General features: G+C 43.4%; 27 protein-coding genes, 1 tRNA gene and 1 other RNA gene. 5 read left to right on the top strand and 24 right to left on the bottom strand.

Annotated features, from left to right (window positions below; translation table 11 throughout):
• The first annotated feature begins 109 nt into the window (after positions 1-109).
• Complete coding sequence (locus J2T50_RS06015) at positions 110-877, top strand: epoxyqueuosine reductase QueH (protein WP_253364720.1); 768 nt, start codon at positions 110-112, stop codon at positions 875-877.
• A gap of 33 nt (positions 878-910) precedes the next feature.
• Here J2T50_RS06015 and J2T50_RS06010 read toward each other — a convergent pair whose 3' ends face one another.
• The 4 genes from J2T50_RS06010 to J2T50_RS05995 are packed head-to-tail and all read right to left on the bottom strand — an operon-like array spanning position 911 to position 3458.
• Positions 911-1654, bottom strand: a complete 744-nt coding sequence (locus J2T50_RS06010; protein WP_253364719.1) for a 16S rRNA (uracil(1498)-N(3))-methyltransferase — start codon at positions 1652-1654, stop codon at positions 911-913.
• Between the two features lies 1 nt (position 1655).
• Entirely contained in the window at positions 1656-2612 is a 957-nt protein-coding gene (prmA, locus tag J2T50_RS06005) for a 50S ribosomal protein L11 methyltransferase (RefSeq protein WP_253364718.1), read from the bottom strand.
• Positions 2613-2638: 26 nt separating this feature from the next.
• Positions 2639-2986: a hypothetical protein gene (locus J2T50_RS06000; RefSeq protein WP_253364717.1), complete on the bottom strand. Its 348-nt coding sequence runs from the start codon at positions 2984-2986 to the stop codon at positions 2639-2641.
• A 1-nt stretch (position 2987) separates the two neighbouring features.
• Positions 2988-3458 (bottom strand): DUF3013 family protein, encoded by a 471-nt coding sequence (locus J2T50_RS05995; RefSeq protein WP_253364716.1) that lies wholly within the window; start codon positions 3456-3458, stop codon positions 2988-2990.
• Between the two features lie 63 nt (positions 3459-3521).
• On the opposite strand from J2T50_RS05995, the gene J2T50_RS05990 reads away from it, so the two are divergent.
• From J2T50_RS05990 to J2T50_RS05975, 4 genes are all read left to right on the top strand, one after another.
• A complete protein-coding gene (locus J2T50_RS05990) occupies positions 3522-4013 on the top strand; it encodes a GNAT family N-acetyltransferase (protein ID WP_253364715.1) in 492 nt (163 codons plus the stop codon).
• Positions 4006-5298: a replication-associated recombination protein A gene (locus J2T50_RS05985; RefSeq protein ID WP_253364713.1), complete on the top strand. Its 1293-nt coding sequence runs from the start codon at positions 4006-4008 to the stop codon at positions 5296-5298. Before J2T50_RS05990 ends, J2T50_RS05985 begins: the two co-directional genes overlap by 8 nt.
• A gap of 84 nt (positions 5299-5382) precedes the next feature.
• Positions 5383-5577: non-coding RNA, 6S RNA (gene ssrS, locus J2T50_RS05980), on the top strand.
• Positions 5578-5650, top strand: a tRNA-Lys gene (locus tag J2T50_RS05975). It begins immediately after the preceding RNA gene.
• A 147-nt stretch (positions 5651-5797) separates the two neighbouring features.
• Here J2T50_RS05975 and glf read toward each other — a convergent pair.
• The 20 genes from glf to J2T50_RS05880 form a co-directional block, all read right to left on the bottom strand.
• A complete protein-coding gene (gene glf, locus J2T50_RS05970; RefSeq protein WP_253364994.1) occupies positions 5798-6901 on the bottom strand; it encodes a UDP-galactopyranose mutase in 1104 nt (367 codons plus the stop codon).
• A 337-nt stretch (positions 6902-7238) separates the two neighbouring features.
• On the bottom strand, positions 7239-7832 hold the full coding sequence (nrdG, locus tag J2T50_RS05965) for an anaerobic ribonucleoside-triphosphate reductase activating protein (protein ID WP_253364711.1): 594 nt from the start codon (positions 7830-7832) through the stop codon (positions 7239-7241).
• 22 nt (positions 7833-7854) lie between these two features.
• Positions 7855-8346: a GNAT family N-acetyltransferase gene (locus J2T50_RS05960; protein ID WP_253364709.1), complete on the bottom strand. Its 492-nt coding sequence runs from the start codon at positions 8344-8346 to the stop codon at positions 7855-7857.
• Positions 8346-8477, bottom strand: coding sequence for a hypothetical protein (locus J2T50_RS10545; RefSeq protein ID WP_301282816.1), 132 nt, complete (start codon positions 8475-8477; stop codon positions 8346-8348). The genes J2T50_RS05960 and J2T50_RS10545 overlap by 1 nt, the downstream gene beginning before the upstream one ends.
• 5 nt (positions 8478-8482) lie before the next feature.
• Entirely contained in the window at positions 8483-10675 is a 2193-nt protein-coding gene (gene nrdD, locus J2T50_RS05955) for an anaerobic ribonucleoside-triphosphate reductase (RefSeq protein ID WP_253364707.1), read from the bottom strand.
• A gap of 151 nt (positions 10676-10826) precedes the next feature.
• The gene (locus J2T50_RS05950) at positions 10827-12389 is read right to left on the bottom strand and encodes a putative glycosyltransferase family protein (RefSeq protein WP_253364705.1); all 1563 of its coding nucleotides are present in this window, start codon (positions 12387-12389) and stop codon (positions 10827-10829) included.
• Between the two features lie 199 nt (positions 12390-12588).
• Complete coding sequence (locus tag J2T50_RS05945; protein WP_253364703.1) at positions 12589-12966, bottom strand: hypothetical protein; 378 nt, start codon at positions 12964-12966, stop codon at positions 12589-12591.
• A 115-nt stretch (positions 12967-13081) separates the two neighbouring features.
• Positions 13082-13399 carry a DUF1292 domain-containing protein gene (locus tag J2T50_RS05940; protein ID WP_222347526.1) on the bottom strand — a complete coding sequence of 106 codons (318 nt, stop codon included), beginning with the start codon at positions 13397-13399 and terminating at the stop codon, positions 13082-13084.
• A gap of 10 nt (positions 13400-13409) precedes the next feature.
• On the bottom strand, positions 13410-13829 hold the full coding sequence (gene ruvX, locus J2T50_RS05935; protein WP_253364701.1) for a Holliday junction resolvase RuvX: 420 nt from the start codon (positions 13827-13829) through the stop codon (positions 13410-13412).
• The gene (locus J2T50_RS05930; protein ID WP_253364699.1) at positions 13829-14095 is read right to left on the bottom strand and encodes an IreB family regulatory phosphoprotein; all 267 of its coding nucleotides are present in this window, start codon (positions 14093-14095) and stop codon (positions 13829-13831) included. The genes ruvX and J2T50_RS05930 overlap by 1 nt, the downstream gene beginning before the upstream one ends.
• 119 nt (positions 14096-14214) lie before the next feature.
• Positions 14215-14613: a transcriptional regulator Spx gene (spx, locus tag J2T50_RS05925; protein ID WP_222347529.1), complete on the bottom strand. Its 399-nt coding sequence runs from the start codon at positions 14611-14613 to the stop codon at positions 14215-14217.
• A gap of 144 nt (positions 14614-14757) precedes the next feature.
• Positions 14758-15900, bottom strand: coding sequence for a recombinase RecA (gene recA / locus J2T50_RS05920; RefSeq protein WP_253364691.1), 1143 nt, complete (start codon positions 15898-15900; stop codon positions 14758-14760).
• 54 nt (positions 15901-15954) lie between these two features.
• Complete coding sequence (locus tag J2T50_RS05915) at positions 15955-17136, bottom strand: competence/damage-inducible protein A (protein WP_253364689.1); 1182 nt, start codon at positions 17134-17136, stop codon at positions 15955-15957.
• Positions 17137-17231: 95 nt separating this feature from the next.
• The gene (locus tag J2T50_RS05910) at positions 17232-17783 is read right to left on the bottom strand and encodes a DNA-3-methyladenine glycosylase I (protein WP_253364687.1); all 552 of its coding nucleotides are present in this window, start codon (positions 17781-17783) and stop codon (positions 17232-17234) included.
• 2 nt (positions 17784-17785) lie between these two features.
• Entirely contained in the window at positions 17786-18379 is a 594-nt protein-coding gene (gene ruvA / locus J2T50_RS05905) for a Holliday junction branch migration protein RuvA (RefSeq protein ID WP_253364685.1), read from the bottom strand.
• A gap of 9 nt (positions 18380-18388) precedes the next feature.
• A complete protein-coding gene (locus J2T50_RS05900) occupies positions 18389-19615 on the bottom strand; it encodes an MFS transporter (protein WP_253364683.1) in 1227 nt (408 codons plus the stop codon).
• Between the two features lie 77 nt (positions 19616-19692).
• Entirely contained in the window at positions 19693-21639 is a 1947-nt protein-coding gene (gene mutL, locus J2T50_RS05895) for a DNA mismatch repair endonuclease MutL (RefSeq protein ID WP_253364681.1), read from the bottom strand.
• Between the two features lie 53 nt (positions 21640-21692).
• The gene (locus J2T50_RS05890) at positions 21693-21869 is read right to left on the bottom strand and encodes a hypothetical protein (RefSeq protein WP_253364676.1); all 177 of its coding nucleotides are present in this window, start codon (positions 21867-21869) and stop codon (positions 21693-21695) included.
• Positions 21870-21906: 37 nt separating this feature from the next.
• The gene (locus J2T50_RS05885) at positions 21907-22353 is read right to left on the bottom strand and encodes a DUF3021 domain-containing protein (protein ID WP_253364674.1); all 447 of its coding nucleotides are present in this window, start codon (positions 22351-22353) and stop codon (positions 21907-21909) included.
• Positions 22350-22790 (bottom strand): LytTR family DNA-binding domain-containing protein, encoded by a 441-nt coding sequence (locus J2T50_RS05880; protein ID WP_253364672.1) that lies wholly within the window; start codon positions 22788-22790, stop codon positions 22350-22352. The genes J2T50_RS05885 and J2T50_RS05880 overlap by 4 nt, the downstream gene beginning before the upstream one ends.
• Positions 22791-22809: the final 19 nt, after the last annotated feature.

The following is a 22809-nucleotide window of genomic DNA, read 5'->3' as shown; positions in this document are numbered from 1 at the left end:
ACTATTTTACCATTTTAAAGTAAAAAGAAAAAGGCAAGGATTCAAAACTAGCTGATTATTTATCCACTTTTATGGTACACTGAATGTGACGATTTTAAGGAGTTTTAACATGATTGATGTAGAAGAAATTTTAGCCACCATGCAGCCCAACCAAAAGGTCAACTATGATCGCGTTATGCAAGAAATGGTCAAGGTCTGGCAAAGCAAAAATGAGCGGCCACGAATTCTCATGCACGTGTGCTGCGCCCCTTGTAGCACCTACACACTCGAATACCTGACTCAGTGGGCCGACGTAACGATCTATTTTGCAAATTCTAACATTCATCCCAAGGCTGAATATAAGCGTCGCTCCTATGTTACACAAAAATTCGTCCATGATTTCAATCAGCAAACAGGACAACGTGTTCAATTCCTTGCTGCCGACTATGTGCCAAATGAATTTTTTAAAACGGTGCATGGATTGGAAAAAGAGCCAGAAGGCGGCGACCGCTGCCGGGTTTGCTACGATTACCGCTTAGATAAGACCGCACAACAGGCGGTGGAGCTGGGATTTGACTACTTTGGCAGTGCCCTTACCATCAGTCCACACAAAAATTCACAGACCATCAACGCCGTCGGTATCGAAGTCCAGCAGGTCTACAATACGCAGTATTTGCCAAGTGATTTCAAGAAAAATCAAGGTTACAAGCGCTCAGTTGAAATGTGCAACGAATACGACATCTACCGCCAATGCTACTGTGGATGCGTGTTTGCTGCGCAGGCTCAAGGGATTGACTTGGTTCAGATCAAAAAAGACGCCCAACTCTTCCTGGCAGATAAAAATACGGCGCACGATTATGCTCATATCCGCTTCACCTTCAACGGAAAAGAATATTAAAAAGTCTGGATTTCCCAGACTTTTTCTTTGTCTTTATTTGGCTAATTCAAATGCATAACTGACAGCTGACAAGGCATAGAGCGGTGCAGTCTCTGTCCGCATGATGCGTGGTCCCAAGCCGACTTTGAGGGCTCCAGCCGCTTCAAAGACCTCAACTTCCTCAGGTGAAATGCCACCTTCTGGTCCGAAGATGAAGAGGAGGTTTTGTCCTGCCTCTGCCTGCGCTAATTCACGTACCAGTACAGCTTGTTCCCCTTCCTTGGCTGATTCTTCATAAGCGATGAAAATCTTATCAAAGTCTGCCAGCTTTTTCAGAAAATCAGCTTTCTTCTCAATCAAAGTCACTTCTGGGACCAAGTTGCGTTTGGATTGCTCCGCTGCTCCCAACACGATTTTGTCTAATTTTTCTTGGCGTTTGGCCAATTTTTTCCCGTCCCATTTAACGACTGACCAGTCGGCTGGGAAGGCCCAGAGGGCTGCTGCGCCTAGCTCGGTTACCTTTTGTGCGACAAATTCTAGCTTGTCCCCTTTTGGAAAGCCTGAAGCAATTGTCACTTGGACTGGTAATTCTACATTATCGGATAGTGCTTCTATGATTTCAAAGGAATGGGCTGCGCTGTCCAACACTTTTGCCAAGCGCTTTATATGATCGTTGAAGACCAACACTACCTCATCTCCCTCGGTCAGCCGCATAACGTTAAACATGTGCTTCACCGTGTCTTTGTCTGTGATAGTGACTGGATTTTCCGCTCTGCTATTTACAAAATACTGCTGCATCCTAGCCTCCGATGACGCCTGAAATGTCGTCCGTTTTCTTGAAGATGACACAGTTCCACTCGCCCTGCTTCATGTGAGTCTCAAGGAAAAAGCCTGCCTTTTCTGCCGCATCAATGACCATTTGACACTTCTCAGCGATAATGCCAGACATGATGAGATAGCCCTCGTCCTTAACCAATCGATAAGCGTCGTCCGTCAAGTGGATGAGGATGTCCGCAAGGATATTAGCCACGATGACCTCAGCCTCAATAGCAACACCCTTGAGCAAGTCACCAGCCGCCACGTGAATGTTTTCTGTCCCGTCGTTTAGGTCAATATTTTCCTGTGCCACGCGCACCGCCACGTCATCTAGGTCGTAGGCATAAATATCTTTGGCACCGAGAAGGGAACTTGCGATTGAAAGCACACCAGAACCAGTTCCCACGTCAATAACCGTTTCGCCACCGCGTAAGATTTGCTCAAGCGCAAAAAGGCTCATTTTTGTAGTTGGGTGCGTTCCTGTACCAAAAGCCATGCCTGGGTCAAGTTTGATGAGCTTTTCACCGCTTGACGCCACATAGTCTTCTGTCCAACTTGGGACGATAGTCAAATCATGGGTAATCCGAGCAGGCTCGTAATATTTTTTCCAGTTTTCAGCCCAATCTTCCTCGGCCAGTTCCTGTGTATTGAGTGCGATTTCCCCTGTTTCCACACCGAAACCAGTCAACTCTGCCAAGCGTTCATTGACCTGCGCCCTAACTGCCTCAATATCTGCCGTTTCTGGATAGTAAGCCGTGATAGTTACCATATCGGACTGCTCAATCTCAGGGTACAATTCCCCAAAACGGTCCTCCTGCCCAATGTAGTCGGCGCTATCATCAATCGCCACACCAGCACTCCCAGACTCAATTAAAATATTGGAAGCCGCTTCCTCAGCCTCACGATTGACCGTGATGGTTAGTTCTTTCCATGCGTTCATAAAATACCTCTCTAATTTCTATAAAATCAATCACATATTCCCCAATAATAACCATCTGGATCATAGACACAAAGCCTCCTATCATCGTCATAGTGATATGGATACTTTTCCTTATCAAGAGTTGCAGGTAAATATTGATAAGTGCGTCCCAAACAGATGGTTAACTTGACATTTTGTTGTACCGGCTCAACACTAATTTTTTCCACCAACCTGACTATTCCAATTTGAGAATCTTCCCATGCATTCGAGAGAACGTGTAAACCGCTTTCTCTATTTTCATATAGTTCTGATAAATGCAACAATTCACAGTAAAAATATCGGGACTTTTCCCAATTTGAAATAGATAATTCTGAAACTAATGAATAGTACCTCATCTCAATACCTCGGATACCCGTAAAACTCCGTCTCCGTCAACTCAGCTCTGCCTTTTTCAAAAGTTTCTGCATCCCAGTTGAGACCAAATTCTGGGATGGTATCGTCACGCAAGAAGTCCATAAGGTCGCTGAGTCCTTCTGTTGCGACGTCGTTTAATATTTGAGAAAAGTAGGCTAAAAATTCACGCGATAAACCTTTTTTTGGCTCATAAGGTACGGCTACTAAATAATCTTCCGCATCAAATTTTGTCTTTTCAGGGTTGTAAAAGAGCACATAATCTTCAAAAATGATGTCTTCTGCTGAGACTTCCCCCGCTTCATCAACGGTTTCCACTTCTGATTGATTTTGCGCTTCGAGGACAAACGTCACCTCTACCGCATGGTTTTTCTTGTCCCAATTCATGGCGAAGTCAAAGTCTAAGTGCTTCTCCAACTCCTCTTCTAATACTGATAAAAATCCAAATTTAGCCATTTCTCAACTCTCTTTTCTAATTTATAGTATAATTTTATTATAACATGATTGAGGGAGAAAAACATGAGGATAAGAGAAATCACGGACAGTGACCTAGAGGCTTATGTCCACCTGCAAAATACTGGCTGGACAGTGCAGACTTCTCCCGTCTATCAGCGGATATTCACCGTCGAACAAGTAAGCAAATCGCTGAAGAATCAGGGAAATACCCTAGTCGCAGAAATCGATAATCACATGGTCGGAGCCTTAGACTACTCTCCTTTTTACCCTTTTGAATCAGGAAAACACGTTCTGATATTTGGCATCCTCGTGGCAGAACCATCCCGTGTTCAGGGCATTGGTAGAGCATTGATGGAGAGTTTTTTGACTCGTGCCACAGAACTTGGCTACAAAAAAATTGCCATGCATGTCATGGGGACAAGTCCCGAAGCTGTCGCTTTTTATGAAAACTATGGTTTTCAAGTTGAAGCCTGTCTCACCGACCATTTCTACCTAGAAGGGCAGTATGTCGACGGCTTGATTTTTGGAAAATGGATAGGAGAAGACCATGCTTGATAATCTCGCTCTTCGGATGCGCCCTCGGACTATTGATGAAGTCATTGGACAGACTCATCTGGTAGGTGCTGGAAAAATTATCCGCCGTATGGTGGAGGCCAATCGTCTGTCTTCCATGATTCTCTATGGGCCTCCTGGTATCGGAAAAACGTCCATTGCATCAGCTATCGCAGGCACCACTCAGTATGCCTTTCGGACCTTCAATGCCACTACTGACACCAAAAAACGCCTACAAGAAATCGCAGAAGAAGCTAAATTTTCAGGCGTCCTCGTCCTTCTCCTCGATGAAATTCACCGCCTAGACAAGACCAAACAAGACTTTCTGCTTCCTCTCTTGGAGAATGGCAACATCATCATGATTGGTGCTACCACTGAAAATCCATTTTTCTCCGTAACGCCTGCCATCCGCTCGCGAGTACAGATTTTCGAGCTAGAGCCCCTCTCCAACGAAGACGTCAAAAAAGCAGTTCAGAACGTGCTTGACGACAAGGAACGTGGCTTTACATTTGAGGTTATCTTGGACGAAGAAGCACTTGATTTTATCGCGACAGCTACCAACGGTGACCTGCGGTCTGCCTATAACTCGCTAGACCTAGCCGTTCTCTCAACTCCTGAAGATGCCGACGGAAGGCGACACATCACGCTGGATATCATGGAAAATTCCCTGCAGCGCAGCTACATTACCATGGACAAAGATGGCGATGGGCACTACGACGTCCTCTCTGCCCTGCAAAAATCCATTCGCGGCTCCGATGTGGATGCCAGTCTGCACTATGCTGCACGTTTGGTGGAGGCAGGAGATTTACCGAGCTTGGCCCGCAGGCTAACGGTCATCGCCTATGAGGATATTGGCCTGGCCAATCCCGAAGCACAGATACACACCGTGACCGCCCTTGATGCGGCACAAAAAATCGGCTTCCCAGAAGCACGTATCCTCATTGCCAATGTTGTCATTGATCTGGCGCTTTCGCCCAAGTCCAACTCAGCCTATCTAGCCATGGATGCCGCACTAGCCGACCTACGAAAATCTGGAAATCTCCCTATTCCACGTCACTTACGCGACGGACATTATGCTGACAGCAAGGAGTTGGGCAATGCCCAAACCTACCTCTACCCGCATTCCTATCCGGAAAAATGGGTTGACCAGCAATACCTGCCTGATAAGATAAAAACTGCTCACTACTTCTCTGCCAATGAAACTGGAAAATACGAGCGTGCACTTGGTTTGACACAAGAAAAAATAAAAAATTTGAAAGCTGGAAAATCTAGTTCTGCCAAGGGATGAGACAGATTTTGATTGAGACCGTTTCCAATTTTTCATTTTTCCTCTTGAATTTTTTAGAAATTGTGATAAGATAAATGTACAGAATAAATGCTGTGGTATACGAATCCGTATCTAAGTGTTGACCGACTATTTTTGTATTACTAGGGAAACTAAGGTTTTCTGGCAGTATGCAGGCCGTCTCACACGGAAGCGACTAAGTCAGAAACGCGTTGCCCACCTGCTTATAAGCGTGCGGGATCAATACAAATCACGGGTCACCGGTACCAATACAGCTTTTTAGCCTCCTTAGCTCAGTTGGTAGAGCAGTAGACTCTTAATCTATGGGTCGCAGGTTCGAGCCCTGCAGGGGGCATTGTTGAACATGAGGAAAAGCCTGATTTGTCGGGCTTTTTTGCTTATCTGAAGTAAATTTGTTCAAGTAACTTGATGACACAAACTTTGTGTAACTAAAAAATGAAGCTAAGTTCTGCACTAGCTTCATTTTTATATTCAATGCCTTTTATTCTCCGAATTCTTCTTTTACAACATTCAGCGCGCGTTCGATGACTGCGTGCATGTCGTAGTATTTGTAATCCGCCAAGCGGCCACAGAAGATGACCTTGTCCCTCATGGCTGTCGCTTTTTCTTGATAGCAAGCATAGATGGCGTTGTTTGTCGCATCATTGATTGGATAATAGGGCTCGTCCCCACGTTTCCAATCAGCAGGGTATTCGCGAGTGATGACCGTCTTTGGCTGCGTCCCAAACTCAAAATGCTTGTGCTCGATAATCCGTGTATAGGGCACTTCACCTTCTGTATAGTTGACAACTGCATTTCCTTGGAAATTTTCCATATCCAATACTTCGTGCTCAAAATGCAAACCACGGTACTCCAACTGCCCAAACTCATAGTCAAAATACTGGTCAATCATACCTGTAAAAACAACTTTTTCAGCGCTGGCTTCCAAGTCAGCACGGTGAGCAAAAAAATCCACCTCCAGCTCTAAGTCAATGCCTTCCAGCATCTTTTCGATGATGACATTGTAGCCACCGATTGGGATCCCTTGGTAGCGGTCGTTGAAGTAGTTATTGTCAAATGTGAATCGAACAGGCAGACGCTTGATGATAAATGGCGGCAAATCTGTCGCAGAGCGGCCCCATTGCTTTTCTGTATAGCCCTTAATCAAGGTCTGATAGACATCTTGACCAATCAACTTGATGGCTTGTTCCTCCAAGTTTTTGGGCTCCGTATCCTGTAAATGCGCTGTCTGTTCTGCAATTTTATCCTTGACCTCTTGCGGCGTCTTGGTTCCCCACATAGCATAAAATGTATTCATATTGAAAGGAAGATTGTAGAGTTTTCCTTGATAATTAGCCACTGGAGAGTTGATATAGTGATTAAATTCCGTAAATTGATTAACGTAATCCCAGATTGCCTGATTGGACGTATGGAAGATATGTGCTCCGTACTTGTGAACGTTAATTCCTTCAACATTTTCACAGTAGATATTGCCACCGATATGGTTGCGCTTGTCAATCACCTTAACCTTTTTCCCGCGCTTAGTCGCCTCATAGGCAAAAATTGCTCCCGACAAACCCGCACCAACAATCAAATAATCGTACATTTTCTTCTCTCTTTCTTCTATCGCCATGCCATTATACCATATTTTAAATAGAAAAAAGAACCTGGGACTCAGTCCTGGGTTCTTGATTTTTTATAATTTTAGCAGTTTGACGCAGAGGTTGACATGTTCTCATTCCTTGCTATGCAAGCAATTTCGAATAGTTGAGGCTAACTTTGTTAACCTTATCTCCAGCCTCCTTGGATCTTTAAAGCTAGTCAACTGAACTGTGCGGTGATGGGTTAAAAAGGTCTGGGAGATCTTTTTAATCTGGAAATAGAGCTTGCAAAGCAAGTGTCAACAAAATCGATTTCTGTGAAATCACGATTGAGTCCCACGCTCATTCTTCTCGTTTGATTTGCTCAAAATTCGCCTTGCCATCATTGAGTTTGTCCCAGATGACAACTTCTCCCTGTGCCAACGATTTTTGTACATCAATAATGCGCTGATTGGACGACCCTCTGAACTGCAACATGAGATTTTTCTTGGTGCGGTCAAAGCGCCCATCTACCAAAATATCAATCAGATTCAACAATTCTAGCTTGTCATCGGTCTCCAGCATCATCTCCTCCCACATATAGCCTGTCCAAGACCAGATGTCTTTTTCAGGCAATTCCCGGCGAATCCGCTTGACCAAGGGCAAGAGAATACCTGTATTGAGAAAAGGCTCACCACCCAGCAAGGTCAATCCCTGCACATAAGGCTGTGCCAAGTCCGCCATAATCTGCTCTTCCAGTTCTTTGGTGTAAGGAATCCCCGCCTTGAAAGACCAGGTCGCTACATTGTAGCAACCCTCACAATGAAACATACAGCCCGCCACATAGAGCGAATTCCGCACACCTTCACCATCCACAAAGTTAAAAGCCTTATAGTCGATGATGCGCCCCTGACTCAGTTCAGACGACTTCCATTCCTGAGGCTGTGGATTGTTCATGTGACTCCTCCTTTGCTCTAGATTACCCTATCCAGTACCTTTCTGTCCCCTCGCGGACATCCTCAAAAACACCGCTATTAGCGATAATCACCGCTCGACTGGCTGGATTGTCCACGCTACAAGTGACCAGCACCTTTTGGATGTTTTTGGACATAGCTGCGCTGATACCTTGTTCTAGCATAGCTTTGGCGTAACCTTTACCACGCGCTTCTGGCTTGACTGAGTAACCAATATGCCCACCATGGTTGAGCAAATGGTCATTCAAACGCAAGCGGAGGCTGAGGAAACCAATGGCTTCCTCGCCTACAAATCCTACAAACTGGATAGCAGGCACCCAGCCCTCAGGGATGTTTAGCCCCATCTCCGCGTCAGCATTGCCAGCAATCCAAGCTTCGTAGTCGAAGTTGTCCGCATCCCAGAAACCACCATCGTGAGCGGATCCCGCTTCTTCAAAAGCCCGCATCAAGGCTAAAATGGCTTCTTTATCGGCCAAGGTTGGTCTACGTAGTTCCATTACTTTTTCTTTCCAGCTTTTTTCAGCAATTCTTGCACGCGCGATTTTTTGTCTGATTTGACGGTTGAGTGTTTCTCGTGAAACTTCTCCACACGCTGCATTCCTTTATAATCTAATTGAAATTTTCCCATTTTCTCTAATTTCCTGGTGTTTTAATCGTTGACCCATTCATGTGTTTAACACGGGCTGAGATTTCCTTGTGGCGTCCGTTTACCATTGGACGAGCCTGAGGATTGCCCAGATAGCCGCAGGTACGTTTGACCACATCGACGGTTTTAGGATCGGTGTTGCCACAATTTGGGCACTTAAAACCACGCTCTGTTGGCTCAAAATCGCCTTCAAAATCGCACTTGTAACAGCGATCAATCGGTGTATTGGTTCCCAAATAACCGACACGGTCATAGGCATAGTCCCAAACGGCTTCCAAAGCTTTGGGATTTTGCTGCAAGACAGGGTACTCGCAATAGTGGATAAAGCCGCCACTGGCACCCGCTTCTGGATACACCTTTTCAAAGTCCAATTTTTCAAATGGCGTCGGATTCTTGCGCACGTCGTAGTGGAAAGAGTTGGTGTAATATTCCTTGTCCGTGATGTCTGCAACTGGTCCAAATTTCTCCGCATCCAAGCGACAGAAGCGGTCTGTCAAACTTTCAGATGGCGTTGAGTAGACCGAGAAGTGATAATCGTATTCATCAGACCAATCCGCACAGAGTTCCTTCATCTGACGAACGATGTCAACGGTGAAGTCTTTTGCAACCTCATTTTTCTCCCAATCACCACCATAAAAGACTGTTGCCACCTCGTAAAGGCCGATATAGCCCAGCGAAACCGTTGCGCGACGATGTCTAAAGAGGTCGTCTACGTTGTCGTATTTCCCAAGGCGATTGCCAAATGCGCCGTATTGATACAAAATTGGTGCGTTGGCTGGCGTCGCTTCTTTAACACGTTCTACACGGTAGACCAGAGCATCTTTTGCAATTGCCATCCGTTCCTTGAAAATATCCCAAAACTTATCCATGTCCCCTTTGGATTCCAAGGCGATTCGTGGAAGATTGACCGTCACAACCCCAAGATTCATTCGACCAGAGTTGACTTCTAGGCCGTTTTCATCCTTCCAGCCTTGTAAAAATGAACGACAACCCATAGGTGCCTTAAAGGAACCTGTCAAGTCAATAATCTTATCATAGGACAACATGTCTGGGTACATGCGCTTGGTCGCGCACTCCAAAGCTAATTGTTTGATGTCATAGTTGGGCGAATCCGGCTCAAGATTGAGTCCACGTTTAACTGTGAAAATCAACTTCGGAAAGATAGCCGTACGGTGTTCTGACCCCAATCCCTTAATCCGAATTTCCAAGATGGCTTTTTGAATCTCGCGCTCAAACCAGTTGGTACCAAGACCAAAACCGAGCGAGGTGAAGGGCGTTTGACCATTGGAAGTAAAGAGAGTGTTGATCTCATATTCTAAGGACTGCATAGCATCATAGATATCTTTACGCGTCTTAGCACGCGCATACTCTTCCCGCTTATCCTCAGCCACCCAAACTTCCGCATCCTTGAGGTGCTTCTGATAATTCAGCTCCGCATAAGGTGCTAAAAATTCATCAATTCGGTCAGCAGTACAACCACCGTACTGACTAGAGGCAACATTTGCGATAATTTGTGAGATTTGCGCTGTCGCAGTTTGGATAGACTTGGGACTCTCGACCTCAGCATTCCCAATCTTAAAACCGTTGGCCAACATGCCTTTGAAATCTATGAGACAGCAGTTGGTCATAGGCGTATACGGACTATAATCCAAGTCATGATAGTGAATATCGCCCTTTTGATGTGCATTAGCCACATGGGCAGGCAACATTTTTAGACCGATCGATTTACCGACAATGCCTGCGGTCAAGTCACGTTGCGTGTTAAAGACGTCGCTATCTTTGTTAGCATTTTCGTTGACGACAGTCTGGTCTTTGTTGAGCAATTTATCAATCGTAAAATTGATATCGGTCGCCTTTGCCCGTTCAAAATCACGCTTGGTACGATAATGGATATACTCGTTGGCAATGGCGTATTCATTTGCCTGCAAGAGCTCGTGTTCCACGATATTTTGAATCTCGTAAATCTTGATATTTTGTGGGAAGCGATCCGAAATCTCTGCGATAACGCGGTCACAGATACCCTTTAATTTCACTTCCATTAACGGAGACATGGGAACCACTTCCGCAGTCGCTTTCAGCAAAGCCTCGTAAATCTTATCCTCGTCAAAAGCCACCCGACGGCCATCCCGCTTGATGACAACTGATGGTAAATCTTGTACTGCAACTACTACATTTTCCATATCATTTCTCCTTTAACTTACTGATATCTAGTCTACCACTTTAAAAAAATAAATCAATATATTGTGTAAAAAAAATAAAAAATAAATATTTTATACAATATATAGGAATTGCAAATATAAAAGAAAAGACTGTTTTCACAGCCTTTTTCACTTATTTCTTTTTATAAAGCGTAAGATGTGAGGTGCTTAAGTCCTCTTTTTCGTAGTTATCCTGCAAGACAGATTTGAGTTTTTCTGGCAAGGAAATCCCTTTATTGACCACCACATATTGTGCCTTGCCATTGTTCAAATCATAATCAAAAGCAGTTTTAGCCTCATTTGTCAAATATGGCTGGGCAGCAATAAACCGAGAGGATGAAAGATGACCTGAATCAAGATAGACCTCCGCACTGTTATCCCAGCTGTAAATCTCCGCATCTTTATCCGCATGAGTCTTAATGTAGCTGGCCACCTCTGTACGTTCCTTCGCCACTTGACCGTCCAAGGCAAATGCCAAAACTGGCTGCATTGGGATAAACAAGCACACGAGTATCGGAAGGAAAAATTGTGAGCGAAGATAGCTGTAGGGAGCAGGCTTTTCTTCCTCCTCAATCATCAACTCTTCCAGATCAAGACTTTCCTTTTTCTCCTCCACAGAGGAAAGGGCCATGACAAAACCACAAGGCAACAATAAAATAAATTGACTCAAATCAATCACTGGATTGCCTAAAATAAAGACAATTTGCACCAAGAAGGTTAAAATAACAACCATCTTGATAGCCAAATGCTTACCAGACGCCATAGAAGCCAAGGCCATGATAAAATTCTTCAGGAAGCCAGTCAGGAACAAGATCAACAAGACAATCCCTGCAACCCACAATATCGTTGCAGACATGAAATTCAACTGCAGATTGTAAAAGAATGTCTGAGAGATGGCCACACCCAATATCTGCTTCACGAAGGTATAGTAACCAACAGAGTATATTATAAGTAAGAAGCCAAATAAACTTGCCAAAAATTGGTAGACAGCGCGCGCTTTACGACCATAGCGAATATTGTAAACGAATAAAACTAAGCTCGCCACAATCCACAAGATCACACTCTTTGGATAAATCATGAAGACCAAGGCTGCATCAATTCCGTACAGGATGAAAGCCTCGTCCCGCACCGCATTTTCAAAATAACGAACCAAAAACCAAAGGCTGGTCAACACAAATGGCAAGGCAAAAATGGTTGCATAGAGACCACCAAAGCCCAAGGCCAGTACAAACAGGTAAAACCACACACTCAACTGAGTGGCCGTTTCACGGCTTTGGCTAAAATAGGCCATTAATTTGTAGAAGTAGACACCCGCGATCACCAAGGCGATAAACTGTAATCCGACGAGCACCAGTGGATTTCCTAGAAACGTGCCTAAGAAAGTCAACAGATGGTACAGAAGACCATTGTTACTGAAGAAGTCTCCGTAGGGACTCTGACCGGCTTTCATAGCCATTCCCGCATACAGGGTATGAGTCTGAAGATTATTAGCCAATCCTGTAAATAAAGGATTGCCCACACTCAAAAAACTAAGGATGAGACTCCATAGTAGAGCCGGAAAAAAGCGACCCGGTACTAGATTTTTCTTAAATTCATGATTAAAAGATTCAGATTCAACTGTCTCACGACGACGTCGTCCTCTTTTCTGTGAACGTCTGGACAGATTTTCTGTTCCTACTGTATCGATTTCTGTCATGTTACTCTCCTTGGTGTAATGAATTCATTATACCAAAAAGTCTGATGTCTGTCATTTTCTCTCTGATTTGAGATGCAATTTAGCATAGCGCTCCAATTCACGGAAAGTTAGCCATTTCTTCCCAGGATACTCTTCTTTATTTGTCTTTTGTTCACTCTTCATACCTATTTATTCGAAAAAAACTGCCCGAAGGCAGCCCTTATTTTTTCTGATAAATAGAAGCCTCTCCATCGTCTTCTGTCAAGGTTAATTTGTCCCCTTCCAACCGATAAGTATGATAGTCCTCGCCGATACGGAGTTGGTTCTTAGCCGTATCAACCGTCACTTGCTCAACTTCTTTTTCTCCATCTTTTTCAAGCGTTTCTAAACTACCTTGCCCTTTGGAAATTGTCAAAGTCTTGGTTTCGTCCATCTCTTCCAAAATATAAGTTCCATCAATGTCTGTCGCAGTAGTGCTGGATGACTGGGAACTTCTGACTTGGCTACTAGCTGCTGAGTGACCTACCTCACGGTCATCACAAGCTCCCAAGAATATCGCTGTTGCAGCGAGCAATAAAATTAAACCTCTTCGTTTCATTTACAAGCCTCCATTTCTATTTGTACAATTATTATTGTAGTATAGGACGTAAAAGAGTGTCAATTTTGACGCCTAGGTCTACAAAACAAAAAAGGCGGTATAACCGCTCTTTCTTTTATTCTTCTTCGTCTAAGAAGCTGTTGAATACTTCTTCGATCATGTCCCATTCTGCTGTTGCATCTTCTGGGATTGGTTGCAGGTCGCCTTCAGTACCGTTTTCATTTTCGATAAATGAGTAGGCTTGAATTTCAACTTCACCGTTTTCATCTTCTTCCGCACTTGCAGGAATCAAGAGAACGTAGTTTTTACCAAATTCTTCTTGACCATCAATTGTCAAAAGAATTTCAAATAATGTCTCATTACCTTGGTCGTCAACCAATGTAATCAACTCACGTTCGTCGTGATTGTGGTCGTGTTCATGATTGTGTGCCATGGTGGCCTCCTTAAAATGTTCTATCTAAATAATTTTGTAAAATCAACTGAGCAGCTAATTTATCAATAACCTTTTTACGCTTTCCGCGGCTGATATCTGCTTGTTCAATCAACATCCGCTCCGCAGCAACCGTCGTCAGACGCTCGTCTTGGTAATCTACTGACAAACCAAACAATTCGATGAGTTTATCGCCGTAAGCCTGACTGGCTTCGACACGAGGACCGCTCGTATTGTTCATATTCTTAGGTAAACCGACCACGAACTTATCGACCTTATAGTTTTTCACAAGATCCGCTAAACGCTCAAACCCAAACTCACCTTGGTCTTCATTAATTGGAATAATCTCTAACCCTTGGGCTGTAAAGCCTAATGGATCGGAAATGGCTACCCCAACCGTCTTAGAACCAACGTCTAATCCCATGATTCTCATTATAAATCAATCCCGTTTTCTTTCAGGTAGAAACGAACCAACTCTTCAACAATCTCATCACGTTCATATTTACGGATTTGATTCCGAGCATCGTTGTAACGAGGGATATAAGCTGGATCTCCACTCAATACATAACCAACGATTTGATTTATAGGGTTGTAACCTTTTTCATTTAGAGAGCTGTAAACATTTGTCAATGTTTGACTAATCTCTTGCTTATTACCATCATCCAAACGGAAACGAACTGTTTCTTCAGTGAATCCCATACTTACACCTTCCTTCAATCTATTTTACAGTCTATTATAGCACATTTTATCAGCGCTTTCAATGATAGGGCATCATTTGGAAAAGAAAACAGTCTGATTGTTTCAGACTGCTCACTTCATTACAAAGCTGCTCGCATACGCGCTTGAGCATTTTCAACATTCCGTACAGAACGAGGCAAAAATGCTCGAATATCGTCTTCTTTGTAGCCCACTTGCAGACGTTTTTCGTCAATCAGAATCGGACTTTTTAGAATACGAGGATTTTCCGTGATGAGGTCAATCACCTCATTGACACTTAATTCTTCGATATCACAGTTCAAACTCTTGGCATAGCGGTTTTTAGACGATACGATGCTGGCAATGCCGTTTTCTGTTTTGGCCAAAATTCGTAGAATTTCTTCTTTTGTGATGGATTCTTTGCCAAGATTATGCTCGTTATAAGATAATTGGTGAGCATTTAACCAATTTTTAGCTTTTTTACAACTCGTGCAACTAGATACAGTATAAATTTTAATCAATGTAGTATCTCCTTTGCTACCTATACTAAATACATTATAGACCATTATATCACAAATGAACTCGGTCTGGAGACCTATTTATAACTTTTTTAGCGTTTTGTCAAGCAAAAACCAGAGATTCCCGAAAAATCTCTGGTCAGTTGGTTAATCTTCTAATTCGATACCACCATCAAGGTCTAAGACCAAGTCTTGTTCTGCCACAACTTCTTCTGCTACTTCAACACTAGGTGATGCATCTTCTTCAATCAAACCATAGTGAATACGGATTTTACGATCAATTTCATCAAAGATAGCTGGATTATCTGCCAAGAATTTCTTAGCATTTTCAGAACCTTGACCAATCTTCTCACCATTGTAAGAATACCAGGCACCAGCCTTATTGATAATACCGAGATTACTTCCGATCTCAATCAATTCACCCGTACGTGAGATTCCTTCACCGTACATGATTTCCACAACGGCTTCCTTAAATGGAGGCGCCACCTTGTTCTTCACGATTTTGACTTTGGTTTCCTTACCAACATTGGTATCCCTTTGATCACCAGTACCCTTGATTTGCGTATTTCCACGAACATCAATACGAACAGAGGCGTAGAATTTCAAAGCACGTCCACCAGGTGTTGTTTCTGGATTACCAAACATAACGCCAACTTTTTCACGCAATTGGTTAATAAAGATCGCAATCGTTTTTGTTTTGTTGATAGACGCACCCAATTTACGCATAGCTTGGCTCATCATACGCGCTTGCAAACCAACGTGGCTATCACCGATGTCACCATCAATCTCTGCACGTGGTACAAGTGCTGCTACAGAGTCAACAACTACTAAGTCAACCGCTCCAGAGTCAATCAACTTACCAGCGATTTCAAGGCCTTGTTCTCCTGAATCTGGCTGTGACAAGAGCAACTCATCAATGTTAACCCCCAAAGCAGCTGCATAAGCTGGATCAAGTGCATGCTCCGCATCGATAAAGGCTGCAATTCCGCCCTCTTTTTGACATTGTGCTACTGCGTGAAGAGCGACAGTTGTCTTACCTGAGCTTTCAGGTCCATAAATCTCGACGATACGCCCTTTAGGATAACCACCTGCACCAAGAGCGATATCAATTGACAAGCTACCTGAGCTCATAACTTGAACTTTTTGCTCCGCACGTTCACCAAGACGCATGATAGAACCCTTACCAAAATCTTTTTCAATTGATTTTAGGGCGTCATCCAGAGCCTTCTTACGCTCATCGCCGAATTTTTTTGTAATATCTTCTAATTTTTTGCTAGGTTTTTTAGCCAAAATCATGTCTCCTATTTCTATTCAATTTAATTATTATAGCATTTTTTTACTCGTTTAGAAACTCTTACGCATATAGTCCAAAGCATGTAGGCAGGCAATTTCTCTTAGTTGTGGCAAGGCATATCCTCCTATATCAACAGACTGAGCTTGGCTGCCTTTTTCACTAGAAATCGCCAAAGAAAGACGAACTCGTTGAAGATTTTCCTGCGCTGAGGGTAAAAACTCTCCAAAGAGCGCTAAACCTAGACTAGCTCCTGTTTGCTGGCGAATCAAGTCTGCATGAGATTGAGCGGCATCTTTGCCATAAAGGGCTACAGAAAGGACTCGACCGCCCTCAAATACAGTCGTATCTGTCTCTACACTGGCAAGTTGATACTGTAGTAAACCTGCTGTCAAGTTTTCTGCAACTGCAAGGGTCTGCCCAGCAGAGGCTAATTCAGCCACTATCACTTTGGCTAAACTATTTTCTTCGCCGTAACCATAGAGGTAATCTGTCAACTTATCCTGACTCAAAATCTCTGCCTCGTAAGCATCTAGCTTGACCGTAGCTTCCTCAAAGCTACTAGCTTTGGTAGAGATACGCAGGGTGACTTCGCCGATTTTTGCATAAGGGGCAAGCGTTGGGTCTGTCTGATTCTCAATCATATCTTCCAAAACAGTCACCAGCTGACTCTCACCAATCCCAAAGAAACGCAATACCCTTGAATAAAGCTGACTCCCTTTTTCAGCCAAGATGGGCTGTAAACTTTGTGTAAACATAGGCTTTAATTCACTAGGTGGGCCTGGCAAGAGGATATAACGAACACCTTCTTGCTCAATGATGCCACCAACTGCTAATCCAGTTGGATTTTGCAATGGAATACTTCCCTCAACCAACTGAGCTTGCCTATCATTATTTGGTGTACGAAGACGACCTGAACGACTGACAAAAAATTGATCGAGCTTTTCCATAGCTTGATTGTCAAATACCAATTCTTTCTCCAAAAACTTGGCCAAAGTCTGCTTAGTCAAATCGTCAGCCGTCGGACCTAGCCCTCCACAGAGCACGACTAAATCACTCCGCTTACTGGCAATCCCTAATATGGACAAGAGTCGTTCTTCATTGTCTCCGACAGCCGTTTGGAAATAAACATCAATCCCCAATTCTGCAAATTTTTCAGATAAAAATTGGGTGTTTGTATTGACAATCTGACCTGTCAGAATCTCCGTCCCAACCGCAATGATTTCTGCTTTCATCTTGACCTCCTCACACAAACTATTCGTAAATTGATTTCATTGTAACAAAAAAAATAGCAAAATAGCTATTTTCACCACTCTTTCTTGAGTAAATTTCACTTCCACTCACACTCATCTTCATGGTCATTAATCAAGCCCGTTGCCTGCATAAAGGAATAAATGCAGACGAGACCGACAAACTTAAAGCCTCGTTTTTTCAGGTCTTTTGAGATTTGTTGGGAGAGGGCTGTTTGGGCTGGTACTTGATGATAATCTACTACGGTATTTACCCGCGGCTGACCATTAACATAGGACCAGATGAAACGGTCAAAAGTTCCAAACTCTGCCTGTACTTTCAAAAATGCCTGCGCATTGGCTCGGGTAGCATATAGTTTGGCTCGGTGGCGGATAATCGACGGATTGTCTAGTAAGGCATCCAAGTCTTGGTTCGTCATTTGAGCGACTTTTTTAATATCGTAATTGTGAAAAGCTTGACGAAAGGCGGCACGTTTATTGAGCACCGTTTCCCAAGATAGACCAGCCTGATAGGTTTTCAAACAAAGAAGTTCAAACAGTGCTTGCTCCTCATGGAGAGGTTTTCCCCATTCCTTATCATGGTAGGCAACATAAAGGAGATTGTCAATTTTTACCCACGAACATCTAGTCATAGCTATCCCTTCATCAGCATTTTCAAGCTAGAGCTGATATACTTGTCAGCTGTCTCGTTGGTGCCTTCAAAGAAGGTGCGGATTTTCTTGAGCTCGGCGGCTTTGTAACCCAGAGCCAGTAGGGCCTCCATGGCGTCGTCCAGCTCCTGGTTGCCTGCCGCCAGTGCTTTCGTAGCTTTGCCATTTTCCACCGGTGCTTCGACAAACTTACCAGCCAAGTCTAGAATCATCTGCTGAGCTGTCTTCTTGCCGATTTTAGGGAATTTCATGAGGTACTTGATGTCGCTGTTGTCGATGGCAGCCACAAGCCCTGCATTGTCATCTACTGCTACAATCGCAAGCGCTGTTGTCGGACCAATCCCTGAAACGGATATCAGTTTGAGAAAGACGTCTTTTTCCTCTTCTGTATGAAATCCAAAAAGCAGGTGAGCATCCTCACGGATCACTTGGTGCAGGTAAATCTGAACCTCCTGCTGCATCTGGTCTGAAAACGAATAGGGGTTGGCAACATTGATAATATAGCCCAAACCACCCGTTTCTACCACGATATACTTGGCAGTAATTTTACTTAATTTCCCTTTGATATAATCGTACATCTTCTCTCCTTAATCTTGAATATGGCGCATGTGCGCTGCTTTTAAAATAAGCCACAGACCCGTACTTGCTAAGAGTAGTAAACTAATCTGAACACCGATTTTTCCTGTAAAATGGCTGAGCGAAACCATACTACCTGCGATAATACTGGCAATCGGCTGAGTAATCGATAGAAAACCTGAGTAGGAGCCTATCTTATCTTGATTCATCATGTCAGCTCGCAAAACTTGACTGGCTGGAACGTTGATCATCTCCCCAAAGGTAAATCCAATCATAGAAAACAATAAAAGCCAGAAACTGTTGAAAGAGATATTCAAAAACATTCCAACAGCACAAATGACACTTCCGATGGTCAGCTGATGAAGTAGTGGCCACTTTTTAGTCCAACGATTGACTGTTGTCATCAAAAAGACAATCAAAAATGTATTGGTAAACACTGCAATACTCAGCATCTTGGCACCTGTAATGGTCTGGCCGAAGAGAACGATTTCTTGAAAATTTAGCTTAAGATTAACCGAGAAAAAATTGTCTACCTGAAGCCAAACAACGCTAGTCCCAATGCTCCCTAAGGTATAGATAACAAATGGTTTATCTACCAATACTTGACGGTAATTTTTAAAGGTTGAAAATAAGCCGTGCCCATGCTCGAAGGTCATACCGTCTGGTCTTGTCTCATCAAAACAAAAATGAGCTACCAAAAGGCAGATGACCGAAATCATCAATAGCACAAGCAAAAGTTGAAAGAAATAACGGTCATAAAATAGCCCTGCGATTCCCGCTCCCAGCATAACCGCAATATTGATCAGCCAGTAGCCAATGGTATAGACGAAGCGCCGATTGTGCTCATCTGTCAAGTCAACGGTCATGGCCTCATAGGCGGGAGAATAAAATTGGTGAGCAATCTCAATCATCAATATCCCAGCAAAAGTCAGCTGTGGCAAGACGTGATGGGGTAGATTGGCAACAACTGTAACCGCCCAACCCAAAACTGCCAAAAGTGAGCCTAGGTCAACCACTTTTTTACGTCCCCATGCATCGGACAAGTGTCCACCGTATAAGGTCGCAAAAAATCCGGATAATTGTGTCAAGATAATAAGAAAGCCTGTCATCAAATTACCAAAATAGCTAACATAATACATGGCCATAAATGGAAAAATAGCTGAACTAACCGTAATTGAAATAAATCGCAGTAGCTCTCGCAACTGTAATTGCCTTGGTAGGGCAAAAAACTCTTTCATGATATCTCTTTCTCTTAAAAATCTACTACAAAATGCCTTAGCAGTTACTTGTAATGTCGGTTGACAACATTGTCAACTTAATATTTCCCCAACTCCCTTAGGCTAGTGTGGTTTTCTTGGATCCGACGGAACATTTTTTCCATATCTCCACTTGTAAAATGAACCAAGACAGGCCGTCCGTGCGGGCAATTGTAGGGGTTTTTACATTGAGCCAACTGCACTAGCAAATCTCGGGCTGAGTAGTCATCTAAAGTATGATTGGCTTTAATCGACCGTTTACAACTCATCATAATGGCCAACTCTGCACGATACTTTTTGACAGAAACTTCATTGGTCAAGAGGAGCATATCACACATCTCGTAAATGCCTGACTCAATCTCTTCCTCTTTCATCCAGATAGGATGTTCACGTAGGATAAACGTATGATTTCCGTAAGGTTGTAAGAAGATACCTACTTCCTCTAGTAGAGTCATTTTTTCCTGTAATTGGATGGCATCTGATGGTGAAAATTCAAATAAATAGGGCACTAAAAGTTGCTGTAAAGAGCTGTCAACTTCTCCAATTTTTTCACGATAATATTCATACTTGACCCGCTCTTGAGCCGCATGCTGGTCAATGATGTAGAGACCACCCTTTCCTTGGGCGAATAAATAGGTCCCATGCATCTGACCGAAGTAGTCCAATTCTGGGAAAGTAGATGTTTCCTCATTTTCTAGGCTATCGAGCATTTTTTGTAGTTTGGCCTTGTTTGCAAAATCCAAGTTTTCGTGTTCATCATCTACCACCGTCTCTGGGCGTTGGGCTTGCTTGACCGCACTTGACTTGTCAACCGTACTGTCAATGGAGTTGACAGAGTTGTCAAGCACTTGAAAACTTGCTCGGCTCTCCTCAACCACTGGCTCTTTTACAAAGAAGTCTTGTCTCTGAGAGTCATAATAAAGGTTAGTTTGTTGCAAGGGAAGGCTAGTTTGGACTGGTTTTTCAGCACGACGAGTGCTAGATTTAGCTAGATTTTCCAAAGCATCTGGAATCAACTCCTGCTCTTTCAAAGCAGCAGCAATCGCTTCACGAATGACCTGCATCAGTTCTTTTTCTTTTGAGATCCGGACTTCCTGCTTGGTCGGATGGACATTGACATCCGCTAGATATGGGTCAATTTGAATGTCAATGATAGCAAGTGGAAAACGACCAACCATCAACTTCGAACCGTACCCATCTAAAATCGCACGATTGAGCAAGAAATTTTTAATGTAGCGACCATTGATAAAAATACTGATGTAATTTCGATTCGCACGTGTCAATTCTGGCAGAGACACATAGCCCGATACTTGAAAATCTAGGTCTTCTCCACTAATTTCAACCATTTTTTTAGCAGATGAAATGCCGTACACCCCTGCAATGGCTTGTCGTAAGTCACCTGTACCAGCTGTTTTCAACAGTTCACGACCGTCATTGATCAAAGTGAAGGCAACCTCTGGATGCGCCAAACCGAGACGATTGACCACATCGACAATATGCGCCAACTCCGCTTGCTGGCTCTTGATATACTTGAGACGCGCCGGAGTGTTGAAAAACAAATCTTCTACGCGAATCTGAGTCCCAACTGCGCGACTAATAGGTGCTTCGTGCTCAACGCGGCCGGCCGCCGACTCCAGCTTAACACCGTGCTGATGCTGGGCTGTTGCTGTCTCAATGCTGAGACGACTCACTGAGGCGATAGACGGCAGAGCCTCCCCACGAAAACCCAAAGTCCGAATACGAAAGAGGTCGGCTTGACTTTTTATTTTACTGGTGGCATGGCGACGCAAGGCTAGATTTACCTCATCTGGAGCAATCCCTTCGCCGTTGTCGATAATCTCAATCAGCTGAAGACCTGCTTCTTTGATGGATACTGTAATCTGATTAGCTCCCGCATCAATGGCATTTTCCATCAGTTCCTTGACTACGCTAGCAGGGCGTTCTATCACTTCTCCTGCTGCAATTTGGTTGGCTAAAATTTCTGGTAATTCAATAATTGTTGACATAAAACTCTCATTTCTAATTAGGACTATTATAGCAAAAAGAAAGAGAACAGTCTTTACTTAGACTGTCCCCAATTTTTCCATAGAAAATAGAGATTTGCCCCACAAAAAATGGTGATGAGAAATGGAACTAGGGCACTCGACCAATCAAATCCTTGGCTGATATTGTAGCAGAGATAGAGGAGATTGAATAGCAAGAAAAATCCGTAAAATACTGCTCGAATAATCTTCATGAAAACCTCCTTTTTTTCTCATTATAACAGAAATCCCTTACTTTTCCAAGGTCTGGTTGATCTCTGAGACACTCCGCTTCATTTGCCAGTAGTTAATGGCATAAACCAGAGCGTAAATCAGGCTAAATTCAATGAAGAACCAGAAAATATTGAGCCAGTAAACTTGAAACCAACCTCCTAAGATGGCACACGCCAGCATCCCCAATGAAGTGACAATAAAGTGCACCACATTCATCTGGAGTAAGCTCCAATCTTGTTCAAAAACAATACTGGCTGCTTGGAACAAGACACCAATCAAAGCCCAAAGACTAACCGCAATCAGCATGGTCAAGGCTGGGCTAAAATGAGTCGTGTAGTAGGCTCCGAAGGTTGAAAATGGATTGACGGGCATGTAGTTACTATCTGCATAAGCAAATGAATTTACCAGTGAAAAGATGGTGCCAATACTTGCGCCTGCTGAAGCAGCTAAAAGATATTTTTTCATAGTCCGATGGCCTCCTTAATTTGTTTGAGATAACGGCGAGAGGAATAGGTTACTGCGCCGTTTTTTAAGACGATTTTTACCAAGCCATTCCCCGTTAGGCTCAGATGGTCCAAATACCTTAAATTGATAATTTCTGATTGAGAAATTTGTAAAAAATCTCTCGGTAACAGCTCCGATGCCTGATAAAGTCGTAGGTGAGATGTGAATTCTTCCTTCTCTGTCTTGGCATAGAGAACTTTGTCTGCAAGATAGAGTTGATAGATATCCGTAATCGGCAGAAAATGAATGTCCTCTCCTCGACGAACAGTTAGCTGAGGAGTCTCGCCAAGTTGCTTGATGTAGTCTACTAGCTTGGTCACATCATCGCTCAGTTCTCTCGCCTCAATCCGTACCCTATCTTCTGTTAATCCTTGGTCTATTTGTAGATTTACTTTCATTCCTTCATCTCCCTTCTGA

Source organism: Streptococcus gallinaceus (assembly GCF_024170225.1).
Lineage (GTDB): Bacteria > Bacillota > Bacilli > Lactobacillales > Streptococcaceae > Streptococcus > Streptococcus gallinaceus.
The sequence above is the reverse complement of the archived record's forward strand: the minus strand, read 5'-3'. Positions and strand labels throughout refer to the sequence as shown.

Bases quoted from the DNA above. Each gene is read 5' to 3' on its own strand.
- ruvX (WP_253364701.1), bottom strand. From the start codon at position 13,829: ATGAGAATCATGGGATTAGACGTTGGTTCTAAGACGGTTGGGGTAGCC.
- J2T50_RS06000 (WP_253364717.1), bottom strand. From the start codon at position 2,986: ATGAGGTACTATTCATTAGTTTCAGAATTATCTATTTCAAATTGGGAA.
- J2T50_RS05995 (WP_253364716.1), bottom strand. From the start codon at position 3,458: ATGGCTAAATTTGGATTTTTATCAGTATTAGAAGAGGAGTTGGAGAAG.
- J2T50_RS05885 (WP_253364674.1), bottom strand. From the start codon at position 22,353: ATGAAAAAATATCTTTTAGCTGCTTCAGCAGGCGCAAGTATTGGCACC.
- prmA (WP_253364718.1), bottom strand. From the start codon at position 2,612: ATGAACGCATGGAAAGAACTAACCATCACGGTCAATCGTGAGGCTGAG.
- J2T50_RS05910 (WP_253364687.1), bottom strand. From the start codon at position 17,783: ATGACTAGATGTTCGTGGGTAAAAATTGACAATCTCCTTTATGTTGCC.
- nrdG (WP_253364711.1), bottom strand. From the start codon at position 7,832: ATGAACAATCCACAGCCTCAGGAATGGAAGTCGTCTGAACTGAGTCAG.
- J2T50_RS05950 (WP_253364705.1), bottom strand. From the start codon at position 12,389: ATGACAGAAATCGATACAGTAGGAACAGAAAATCTGTCCAGACGTTCA.
- J2T50_RS05930 (WP_253364699.1), bottom strand. From the start codon at position 14,095: ATGGGATTCACTGAAGAAACAGTTCGTTTCCGTTTGGATGATGGTAAT.
- J2T50_RS05900 (WP_253364683.1), bottom strand. From the start codon at position 19,615: ATGAAAGAGTTTTTTGCCCTACCAAGGCAATTACAGTTGCGAGAGCTA.
- J2T50_RS05940 (WP_222347526.1), bottom strand. From the start codon at position 13,399: ATGGCACACAATCATGAACACGACCACAATCACGACGAACGTGAGTTG.
- glf (WP_253364994.1), bottom strand. From the start codon at position 6,901: ATGTACGATTATTTGATTGTTGGTGCGGGTTTGTCGGGAGCAATTTTT.
- nrdD (WP_253364707.1), bottom strand. From the start codon at position 10,675: ATGGAAAATGTAGTAGTTGCAGTACAAGATTTACCATCAGTTGTCATC.
- J2T50_RS05890 (WP_253364676.1), bottom strand. From the start codon at position 21,869: ATGAAGATTATTCGAGCAGTATTTTACGGATTTTTCTTGCTATTCAAT.
- mutL (WP_253364681.1), bottom strand. From the start codon at position 21,639: ATGTCAACAATTATTGAATTACCAGAAATTTTAGCCAACCAAATTGCA.
- J2T50_RS06010 (WP_253364719.1), bottom strand. From the start codon at position 1,654: ATGCAGCAGTATTTTGTAAATAGCAGAGCGGAAAATCCAGTCACTATC.
- J2T50_RS05880 (WP_253364672.1), bottom strand. From the start codon at position 22,790: ATGAAAGTAAATCTACAAATAGACCAAGGATTAACAGAAGATAGGGTA.
- ruvA (WP_253364685.1), bottom strand. From the start codon at position 18,379: ATGTACGATTATATCAAAGGGAAATTAAGTAAAATTACTGCCAAGTAT.
- J2T50_RS05915 (WP_253364689.1), bottom strand. From the start codon at position 17,136: ATGAAAGCAGAAATCATTGCGGTTGGGACGGAGATTCTGACAGGTCAG.
- J2T50_RS05990 (WP_253364715.1), top strand. From the start codon at position 3,522: ATGAGGATAAGAGAAATCACGGACAGTGACCTAGAGGCTTATGTCCAC.
- J2T50_RS05945 (WP_253364703.1), bottom strand. From the start codon at position 12,966: ATGAAACGAAGAGGTTTAATTTTATTGCTCGCTGCAACAGCGATATTC.
- J2T50_RS05985 (WP_253364713.1), top strand. From the start codon at position 4,006: ATGCTTGATAATCTCGCTCTTCGGATGCGCCCTCGGACTATTGATGAA.
- J2T50_RS10545 (WP_301282816.1), bottom strand. From the start codon at position 8,477: ATGGGAAAATTTCAATTAGATTATAAAGGAATGCAGCGTGTGGAGAAG.
- J2T50_RS05960 (WP_253364709.1), bottom strand. From the start codon at position 8,346: ATGGAACTACGTAGACCAACCTTGGCCGATAAAGAAGCCATTTTAGCC.
- J2T50_RS06015 (WP_253364720.1), top strand. From the start codon at position 110: ATGATTGATGTAGAAGAAATTTTAGCCACCATGCAGCCCAACCAAAAG.